General features: G+C 68.4%; 6 protein-coding genes and 2 pseudogenes. 1 reads left to right on the top strand and 7 read right to left on the bottom strand.

What is annotated here, in order from left to right; all coding sequences use genetic code 11:
- The 6 genes and pseudogenes from ACZ7L9_RS27600 to ACZ7L9_RS27575 form a co-directional block, all read right to left on the bottom strand.
- Positions 1-1739, bottom strand: a 1739-nt coding sequence (locus ACZ7L9_RS27600) for a type I polyketide synthase (protein WP_471419244.1), incomplete at its 3' end; no start/stop codon positions are given.
- Positions 1740-1810: 71 nt separating this feature from the next.
- Positions 1811-3616, bottom strand: coding sequence for an acyl-CoA dehydrogenase (locus tag ACZ7L9_RS27595; RefSeq protein WP_471419242.1), 1806 nt, complete (start codon positions 3614-3616; stop codon positions 1811-1813).
- 255 nt (positions 3617-3871) lie between these two features.
- Positions 3872-4570, bottom strand: a pseudogene (locus tag ACZ7L9_RS27590) (IS3 family transposase); the annotation flags it as partial.
- A 209-nt stretch (positions 4571-4779) separates the two neighbouring features.
- On the bottom strand, positions 4780-5085 hold the full coding sequence (locus ACZ7L9_RS27585; RefSeq protein WP_471419240.1) for a transposase: 306 nt from the start codon (positions 5083-5085) through the stop codon (positions 4780-4782).
- Positions 5086-5228: 143 nt separating this feature from the next.
- Positions 5229-6437: a cytochrome P450 family protein gene (locus tag ACZ7L9_RS27580; RefSeq protein ID WP_471419238.1), complete on the bottom strand. Its 1209-nt coding sequence runs from the start codon at positions 6435-6437 to the stop codon at positions 5229-5231.
- 97 nt (positions 6438-6534) lie between these two features.
- Positions 6535-7341, bottom strand: a complete 807-nt coding sequence (locus ACZ7L9_RS27575; RefSeq protein WP_471419236.1) for an AfsR/SARP family transcriptional regulator — start codon at positions 7339-7341, stop codon at positions 6535-6537.
- A gap of 311 nt (positions 7342-7652) precedes the next feature.
- Here ACZ7L9_RS27575 and lpdA point away from each other — a divergent pair, with 311 nt between their 5' ends.
- Positions 7653-9062 (top strand): dihydrolipoyl dehydrogenase, encoded by a 1410-nt coding sequence (lpdA, locus tag ACZ7L9_RS27570; RefSeq protein ID WP_471419234.1) that lies wholly within the window; start codon positions 7653-7655, stop codon positions 9060-9062.
- Between the two features lie 860 nt (positions 9063-9922).
- Here the strand turns inward: lpdA and ACZ7L9_RS27565 are convergent.
- Positions 9923-10033 (bottom strand): annotated as a pseudogene (locus ACZ7L9_RS27565) (HipA family kinase); the annotation flags it as partial.
- Positions 10034-10128 lie beyond the last annotated feature (95 nt).

Here is a 10128-nt window from a genome sequence, read left to right as displayed (position 1 = left end):
ACCCCGTCGAAAGCCTCCGCGAACACCGGAAACGACTCATACAACTCACGACCCATGCCCAACCGCTGACTGCCCTGACCCGTGAACACCACCGCCAAACAACCACCCCCAGCAGCACCCCGCACCACACCGGGGGCACGGTGCTCCCCGGCAAGGGCTTCCAGGCCCTCCAGCAACTTCGCGCGGTCTTCCGCGACCACCACAGCCCGGTGCTCGAACGCCGTACGGGTGGTGGAGAGCGACCGGCTGAGCGCGGCCGGGTCGATGCCGGGGTTCCCGGTGAGGTGATCGCGGAGCTTCCGCGCCTGCGCGCGCAACGCCGGGGGCGTGTAGGCGGAGACGGTGAAGGGAAGCGCGCCGAGGAACGGCGCGGCCTCGGCCTGCTGCTCCTCCGTCCGCGTGCTCCCGGGTACCTCGGCGAGAACCACGTGGCAGTTGGTTCCCCCCATGCCGAAGGAGCTCACTCCGGCGATCAGCGGGCGGGCAGGGTCGGCCCACGGGCGGGGTTCGGTTACGACGCTCAGCCCCAGGTCGTCCAGTGGAATGCCGAGGTTCGGTGTCTCGAAGTGCAGGCTGGGCGGCAGCTCGCGGCGGCTGAGGGCGTGCACGGTCTTGATCAGCCCGGTGATACCGGCCGCACCTTCGAGGTGGCCGACGTTAGTCTTCACCGAGCCGACGAGCAGAGGCTGCCCGGGGGCGCGTCCCGCACCGAACACCGCTCCGAGGGCCGCCGCCTCGACGGGGTCGCCGAGGCGCGTTCCGGTGCCGTGCAGTTCCACGTACTGGACCTCCGCCGGGGCGATGCGCGCCCGTTCGTAGGCGAGGCGCAGCACGTCCTCCTGGCCGTCGCGGGTCGGCGCCGTGAGGCCGTCGCCGCCGCCGTCGTTGTTGACGGCGCTGCCGCGGATCACGCACAGCGCCCGGTCGCCGTCGGCGACCGCACGGGAGAGCGGCTTGAGAACCACCACACCGCCGCCCTCCCCGCGCACGAACCCATTGGCGCGCGCGTCGAAGGCGAAGCAGCGGCCGTCCGGGGAAAGGCCGCCGAACTTGGCGTCGGCGATGTTGCTCTCGGGGACGATCGTGAGGTTGACTCCGCCGACGACCGCGACGGTGGACTCGCCGCTGCGCAGGCTCTCGCAGGCCATGTGCACGGCCACCAGCGACGACGACTGGCCGGTGTCGACAGTCAGGCTCGGACCGCGCAGGCCGAGGAGGTAGGACAGGCGGTTGGCGATGATGCTGCGGTGGAGGCCGGTGACGGTGTGCCGGCCGATCGCCTCGGGCCCGTAGCGGTGGGTGAGGGTCTCGTAGTCGTTCCACATGGCGCCGACGAAGACCCCGGTGCGTCCGCCGCGCAGCGCGCCGGGGACGATCCCCGCGTTCTCCAGGGCCTCCCAGCCCAGTTCGAGCAGCAGGCGCTGCTGCGGGTCCATCGCCGCGGCCTCGCGCGGGGAGATCCCGAAGAACTCGGCGTCGAACGTGTCGACGCGCTCCAGGAAGCCGCCCCACCTGCTGTTGGTGCGGCCCGGTGCGGCGGGATCGGGGTCGTAGAAAGAGTCCGTGTCCCAGCGGTCCGCCGGGATGGTGGTGACGGCGTCGACGCCGTCCCGCAGCAGTGTCCAGAAGGCGTCCGGGTCGGGCGCCTGCGGCAGTCGGCAGGACAGGCCGACGACGGCTATGGGGTCGTCGGCGGGCAGCGCTCCGTGCCGTGCGGTGCCTCGGGAGTCGTTCGTCATCGGTTTCTCCACCATTCGGGTTCGCCGGTCTGTCCATGGCTGCCTGTGCCGCACACCGCACCGCGCACAGCTCAGTCCGAAAGCGCGCTCACGTAGTCGTCTGCGGCGAGCGGTCCGCCGATGAGGTCGTAGGGGACGTCCAGCGCGTCCGCGAGCTCCAGGGCGTGCGGCGCCAGGCGCTCGCACAGGGTGTCGAGGAGCGTGGGGATCGCCCGGACCTCTTCCTTGTCCAGGAGTCCCTCGGCGAGGTACCAGCCGTCGTGCACGGCGGCCTCCTCCAGCACGTACAGCGCGCACAGGTCGTCGAGGGCCGACCTGGTCTCCGGATCGGCCACGGTGTCGACGGCCCGGGTCACGGTCTCCAGCACGAGGCGCCCGGCGTGCGTTTCGGCGAGCCGTTCGGAGAGATCGAGGAGCCCGTTCCACGCGTCGAAGTCGCCGAGACCGCTTTCCTTGGCCTTGCGCAGCCCATCCAGGAGCTCCTGGTGGAGGGCGCGTTCCCGCACACGGGTCAACTCCAGCCAGATCCGGTGGTCGAGGAGGTCCCGCCCGCCCGCCGCCGCCGGCGGATCGGCCAACTCCGCTACGACCGGCGGCTCGTAGTCGAGTCCGGCGGCGAGCGCGTAGGCCGCGTCGAGGAGCAGCACCTGGTTGTCGGCGGCAGCCGCGTTGAGCGAGTGAGCGAGGACCTGGTAGTCGAGGAAGCGGCTCTCCGCCAGGAAGCCGAGGGCGCCGCTCGCCCTGCGGCAGCGCGCCGTGACCTGCTCGGCGAGCCGGTCGGTAACCACCTTCATCAGGAAGGTGGTGCGCACCCCTCCCGCGGTGAGGGCGGGCGCCTGGGGGGTCGCGACGGACTTCGCCACCATGGCCGCGACGTACGCGCCGGCCAGCGCACCGAAGACGGTCCTTTGCTGATTGCGGTAGCGGATTACGGGAAGGTCGGTCGCGAACCGGCCGTTCGTGCGGCGCCGGTGGGCGTGCCGTACGGCTACCGCGGCGGAGGCCCGTGCGGTGCCCGCGAGCGCGACCACGGCGGCTTCCCAGGCGCACCGGATCAGGCTGAGGGTGCGCCGCGCACGGATCACCGGGCTGCCGAGCGGATCGGTGAACCCGGTCTCCGTCGTGAGGGTGGCGTTGTCCCGCAGCCAGTGGCGGAACGGGACGCGCACGTGGTCGAAGGAGACCACCGCGCAGTCCAGGGGCAGCATGTCGGTGGGCGGCCGGCCCTCGATGCGGACGCCGTCGCACGGCCCGTGCTCGTCACGGAGCGGCACGAGGAAGCAGAACTCGCCGCAGTCGGCGCCGTCGACCTTCAGCTGCGCCAGGACCACGCCGAGCCGGGCCAGGCCCTCGGCGCCGACGCTCGGTGGGAACTTGACCGCCGCGGGTTCCGGGGTGTGCAGGACGAACTCGTCCCGCGCCCGGTCGTACACCGCCTCGGTGCGGACGGCGGCGTTGCTGTTCCCGTGACCGAGCTCGGTCATCAGCAGGGCGCCGATCCAGCCCGTCCCGGCCAGCTTGTCGAGCACGTCGGTGAGATCCTGCCGTCCGTGTCCGAACTCCGCGATCGCACCGACCGTCATGCAGTGGTGAAGGAACACCGCGTAGAAGAGAGGCGGGTCCGCGATCGCCGACCACTCGATCAGCGGGAACAAGCGCTCGCGATGGTGCAGCAGCGGCCCCTGGACATCGAGGCTGTCGTTGATGTGCCGCAGGCGCCGGTACGTCAACGCGAACCGCTCGGCGGAGTCCTGGCTCTGCTGCGGGGTGAAGGCCTCGCCCGAGAACACGGCGCGCAGGTGCGGGCGGTAGGTCTCGTAGAAGTGGTCGTGGATCAGTGCGGACGCGTGGTCACGCATCCGTGGGTGCTTGGTCAACGCGGTCGTCTCCGGCCCTCGCCTGTCAACTGCCTTGCGCAGCTTTGCAGACGGCCGTATTCGCAAAGTACCTCCCATGCATCGTCCCCGTATCACGGCCGTATGGCCGGCCCGGTGGCCCGAGTCCGTGAGGAAGTGGGGCCGACTTCGGCGTCCGCCCTCCGCGAACGGCGTCGGCTCCCAAGACCACACCCAGTCTTGGGAGCCGATGTCACGCGGGGGTGAAGTTCCTCCCTGATCACGGACAGCGGATGTTTACGCTGCGGGGGCGAGGTCTTGGGTCACCAGAGCTCTGGTTTCGAGCGGGGTGACGTAGCCGTACTCCGGGTGCTTGCGCAGGCGGGTGCGGTTGTACTCGACCTCGATGAAGCGGAAGATGTCGGCGCGGGCGGCCTCGTGGGACTCCCAGACGGTGGTCCCGATCTCCGCTTTCAGCAGGCCGAAAAAGCTTTCGGCCGCGGCGTTATCGTAACAGGAGCCCGTTCTTCCCATGCTCTGCCTCAGCTTCAACTCCCTGATCAGGTTGCGGTATTCACCGGACGTGTATGTACTGCCGCGATCGGAGTGCGCGATGCAGCCCTCTTTCAGCGCGCCGCGGCCGGCAGCCATCTTCAGCGCGTCGACCACGGGCTCGGCCCGGTGGTGGTCGGCCATCGCGTACCCGACCACCTCGCGCGTGGCCAGGTCGATGACCGTGGCCAGGTACCACCAGCCGGCGAGCGTGGGCAGGTAGGTGATGTCGGAGACCAGCTTCGTGCCGGCCTCGGTGGCAGTGAAGTCCCGCCCGATGAGGTCCGATGACGGTGCGGCCTTGGTGTCCGCTTTCGTCAGGCTGCGGCGCTTGCGGCGGGTAACCCCGCGGATGTCTCGCTCCCGCGTGATCCGTTCGATCTTCTTTCGGTTGATCCGCCGTCCCTTGCGCCGCAGTGTGGCCGTCACGCGCGGGGCGCCGTAGGCACCCCGGGATCACGTGTGGATCTTCCGGATCTCGTCGGCCGGCTCGTCCTCCTCCGCCTGCCTCGCCTCAGCCGCAGGCTTCGCCGCGAGATAGGCGTAGTACGCCGAGCGCGTGACCTTCAGCACCCGGCATAAGAACGCGACCGGCCGGCCGCCGGGGTTGGCCTCGGACGCCTTCTCCGCATCGATGAACGCGTAGCGCGCGGCTACTTCGTCTTCCGATTCGCGAAGAAGGCGGTCGCTTTTCCCAGCACCTCGATCGTCTGTTCCTGCTCGCGCACCTTCCGGCGTAGCCGGACCAGTTCCTCGCGCTCGGCCGTGGTCAGCGAGCCGACCGGGCCCTCGCCCCGGTCGATCGCGGCCTGCTTCACCCAGCCCCGCAGGCCCTCGGCGCTGACCCCGAGCTCCCGGGCCACCTCCGTCACCGTCCGCCCGGAGGAACGGACCAGGTCGACGGCATCCTTCTTGAACTCGGCCGTGTACCGCTTGCTCTTGTTGCTCTTCTTACTCACTACCTGGACTGCTTCCTCCGGGACCCGTACGTCCCAGTATCAAGCTGTCCTGACCGCGGGGGGAACTTCAGGGGCCCGGAGGGGCAGGCTGCGTCCGCGAGGGTCGCCGGGCCAGAAACGGGCGGGAGAAACGGAGTTGACCGTCAGACAGCGACCGGCAGGGCGAGCGGGACGCGGAAGATGAAGGACGGCCGCCACTGGACGCTCTCGGGCGCCACGGCGAGCTTGAGATCGGGGAAGCGCCGGACAAGCGCGTCGAGGGCGATCTCGATCTCCATCCGGGACAGTTCGGAGCCCGGGCAGTGGTGCGGTCCGCGGCCGAACGCGACATGGTGGGACAGATTGGTCCGGTCCACGTCCAGGACGTCAGGGTCGGCGAAGTGGCGCACGTCCCGGTTGGCCGCGGCAATGGAGAGCAGCACGGTGTCGCCCTTGGGCACGGTCACCCCGCCCACGGTCAAGTCCTCGGTAGTGAACCGGCGTACGCCAGTGTGGGCCGTCCCGTAGTAGCGCAGCAGTTCCTCCACCACGCGGGGCATCAGCTCGGGATCGGCGCGGACGCGGTCGAGCAGATCGGGGTGGGACAGCAGGGCGAGGGCACCGGCACCGATCATGCCGAATGTCGTGTCGTAGCCGCCGAACAGCAGCACGAACGCCATGCCGATGATCTCCTGGTCGGTCATGCCTCCCTCGGCGGTGCCGTCGCCGTCTTCGGCGCCGGTCGTCCAGTACGAGATGAGGCCGTCGTCCGGCTCTTCGCGCCTGCGCGCGACCAACCGGGTCAGGTACGTGACCATGGCGATCCCAGCGTCCCGGGCGGCCTCGGGCCCGCCGCCGAACAGGCCGTCCACCCAGCCCCGGAAGTCCTCCCGGTCCTCCTCCGGGACCCCGAGAATGGCACCGATCATGGTGATCGGCAGAGGCGCAGCGAGAATGGACATCAGGTCGCCCTTGCCGTTGCGCTCCAGCTCGTCGAGCGAGACTTCGACGACCTCCCGCATCCGCGGGCGCAGCGCCTCGACACGCTTGGGCAGAAAAGCGAAGTTCATGAACTTCCGCAGCCGGGTGTGTTCGGGCTGGTCCTCCGTCATCAGATTGCCCGCCCGCATGGGCCCCGGGATCACGTCCTGCTGATAGTCGGGGCCGGCGTGCGACTGGTTACGCGCCAGACGCTTGTCCTTGAGCCCGTCGCGAACCTCCTCATAGCCGGTCAGCAGCCACACGGCCGCACCGCTCGGGGTCGAGATCCGGTGGATCGGCGCCGCCTTGTTGAGCTCCGCGTAGGCCTGGTAGGGATCCGCGTAGAACTCGTCGTTGAACGGCATCGGCAGGCTTACCGGTATTTCGCTCATGACTGCCTCTTTCCTGTGTCCGCAAGCGTGACGCTCCAAGCACGGACAAGTCTGAGCCCTGTGCCGTATCACCGGAGTATTGGCGCCCGCGCAACGGTCACCTCAGGAGCGCCGGCCGGGGCGAGCCCACGCTCCAGGGGCTCAGTGATTCCAGGCGTTCGTTGTGGGCCAGAATCATGTCGTAGAGCAGAGAGAGCCGGTCGCACGGTTCCAGCCCGAGCTCACGTCTCAGCCGGCCGCGGAGTCTTCGGTACACCTCCAGCGCCTCGGCCTGGCGGTCGGAGCGGTACAGCGCGAGCATCAGCTGCGCACACAGGCGCTCCCCGTACGGCTGCTGCTCGTAGTGCTCAAAGAGTTCACCCAGGATCTTCCGGTGCTGCCCCAACTGCAGCTCCAGGTCGAACAGTTCCTCGTAGGCGGCAGCCCGGTCCTCGTTGACCTTCGCCGCGTACATCTGGACCACCCTGCTCTCCAGCCCCGAGGCGGCGGGTCCGCGCCACAGATCGAGCGCCTCCCGGGTGAGCCGCGCCGCGTCCCTGGGTCGATCCTCGGCCGCCGCGGCCCGGCCGCGCGCGAGCAGGTTCTCGAACTCGCAGAGGTCCGAGCCGTTTTCCGCGACACGCAGCCGGTAGCCCGACGGATGCGTCTCGATCGCGTTCTCCGCACCCAGCCGGGCGAATTCACGGCGGAGTCGCGATATGCATATCCGTATCTGGGCGGAAACGGATTCAGGTGGCGATTCGCCCCAGATCGCTTCCCGTAAGGTGTCGACGGGAACGACTACGTTCGCCCTCAGCACCAGCATCGCCAGGAGGGCTCCCTGGCGCACCCCCGAGAAGGCGACGGCGCCCCCGGAATGCACGACTTCCAACGGACCAAGAATGTGAACCTGCACGTCGGGCATCTTCTAGGTACCCCTTCACGTCAGCATGTTTCGGAAGGCTCCCCCGTGAGCCGTCCGGGCGCTGCGACCCTAGCAGAGCTTTGATCATGAAGGCGCTAAAACGGAATGACATTTGGCTTGAACTAGCTTGTAAAGAAAGGTAAATGGTGTTGCGTATTGGTCCGGCGTCTGCGCGACAAGCCGCTCGCGATGAGGTGTGCGCCACCCTGTCTGCCCGATCCGCAGGGGAGATGAGAGCATGCTGGGGTCTGATTGGATGAACAGAGCACCACAGGCCTGGATTTGACGGATACGCCAGACGGGCCGAAGTCATGGGAGGGGAATCAGTGACGGACAATTCCGCAAGCGGCTCGTACGACGTGGTCATCCTCGGAGGTGGCAGTGGAGGGTACTCCTGCGCCCTGCGCGCGACGCAGCTCGGGCTGAAGGTCGTCTTGATCGAGAAGGGCAAGCTGGGCGGCACCTGCCTGCACAACGGTTGCATTCCGGCCAAGGCGCTGCTGCACTCGGCGGAGATCGCCGACCAGACCCGCCAGAGCGAGCGCTTCGGCGTCAGGACCAGCTTCCAGGGGGTCGACATCGCGGGCGTCAACTCCTACAAGGACAAGGTGATCGCGAGCCTGTACAACGGCCTGCAGGGCATGCTCAAGTCCCGCAAGGACCTCACGCTGGTCCAGGGCGAGGGACGTCTGGTCTCGCCGACCGCCGTCGAGGTGGACGGCGTGCGCTACGAGGGCCGCCACGTGGTGCTGGCCACCGGGTCCCTGCCGAAGTCGCTGCCCGGCCTGACCATCGACGGCAACCGGATCATCTCGTCCGACCAGGCGCTCTTCCTCGACCGGCTCCCCCAGTCGGTGGTCGTACTCGGCGGCGGCGTCATCGGCGTCGAGATCGCCTCGGCCTGGAAGTCCTTCGGGGTGGACGTCACGATCGTCGAGGGGCTGCCGCACCTGGTCGCCGCCGAGGACGAAGAGATCTCCAAGGGTCTGGAACGCGCCTTCCGCAGGCGGAAGATCAAGTTCGAGCTGGGGTCGCGCTTCACCAGGGCCGAGTACACCGACACCGGTGTGCGGGTCACACTCGAGAACGGCAAGCAGCTCGACGCCGAAACCCTGCTCGTCGCCGTCGGCCGCGGCCCGGTCTCCACGGGCCTCGGCTACGAGGAGGCAGGCGTCGCCATGGACCGCGGCCACGTCCTGGTCGACGAGTACCTGCAGACCAACGTCCCGACGATCTCCGCGGTCGGCGACCTTGTCCCCACCCTGCAACTGGCGCACGTCGGCTTCGCCGAGGGCATCCTCGTCGCCGAGCGCCTGGCCGGCGAGCGGGTCACCCCCATCGACTACGACGGCGTGGCCCGGGTCACCTACTGCGAGCCCGAGATCGCCTCGGTCGGCCTCACGGAGGCGAAGGCCAAGGAGCAGTACGGCTCCGACAAGGTGGTGATCAGCAAGTTCAACCTGGGCAGCACCGGCAAGAACAAGATCCTCAAGGCCGTCGGCGAAATCAAGCTGGTGCAGGTGCACGACGGTCCGGTCGTCGGCCTCCACATGATCGGCCCGCGCATGAGCGAGCAGATCGGCGAGGCCCAGCTCATCTACAACTGGCAGGCCCTGCCGGCCGAGGTCGCCCAACTCATCCACGCCCACCCCAGCCAGAGCGAGGCCCTGGGCGAAGCCCACCTGGCCCTGGCGGGCAAGCCGCTGCACGTGCACGACTGACCGTCGCGAACGACGTACCCGGCCTTCGGGCGCGCTCCCTCCGGCACCGCCCGGCCGGGTACGTTCGGCACGGGTGGCGCAGGCACGGGGATGTCCATCGGACCCGTGCTGCTCACCGTCATGGGCGCGGCGTACCACTGGATGGACCGCGACCGCGTCGTGACCTTCGGATCCCCGATGTCCGAGCCATTCGGCCATGTCCGTGACAGGCACACCCCTGGCAGGTGGGCGGGTGCAGTCGCAAATCCGGCACCGCTGAGGAGTCACAGATACACGGACCGCACGGCGCTCCGACCGCATCGTGCGCGCCAGCACGTTCGATCTCACAGAAAGGCCGCACCGGAGTGCTCCGGTGCGGCCTCGTCGTCTTACGGATCCGCTCAGAGGTCGCGTCAGGATGGTTCCCGACGGGGCCTCGCCGTATCACCAGCAGTCACACGGCTATCACGAACTGAGCAGACTCTCCCGGACGGGCAGTCTCTGACCTGCATTTCCATACTCACGCTGGACTGACTTAGACGCCCCTGGATGATCCTTACAACCTGTGCCATGCGGGACCGACAACCGCCAGCGTCTGCCCCGCAAACTCAACTCCGTCAGCCTCTGACGGGGGCGGCCACGGCGCGCCGTGATCACTCAACGTGCTGGTTCTACAGCCACACGAATACCCGCCCTCCCCATGTCACAGTGCTCGCGGCACTGGCACCTCCGGGGAGAATCTGGGGAGTATCGAAGGCTTGGGGAGCGCGTGGGGAGAATCGGCTGCATAACGCAGCACGAATCTGAAAGATACCGAAAGACGCATCCACGCAGGTCAGGGGCCGGTAGAATCGCAAATCCGCAGGTCAGCGCCACCAGGCAGAGAACTTCATGACGTACGTACCGAGATCGTCAGCCTGGATCGTGCCGGAGAGCGAGCCGATCTCATACAGGGGCGTGACGTAGCGGGCGTCGTGATTTCTGCGCGCAATCCGCAATGCACAGGGTGCGCCAAGCCGCGGCAAGGCCGCCAAAAGCAAAGCGACTGTAGCGATGCAGCTATTTCGCCTACCACCCGGATTCGCAC

The organism is Streptomyces sp. NPDC111516 (assembly GCF_055635345.1).
Note: the sequence above shows the minus strand (reverse complement) of the source record. Positions and strands in the feature narration are given on the sequence as shown.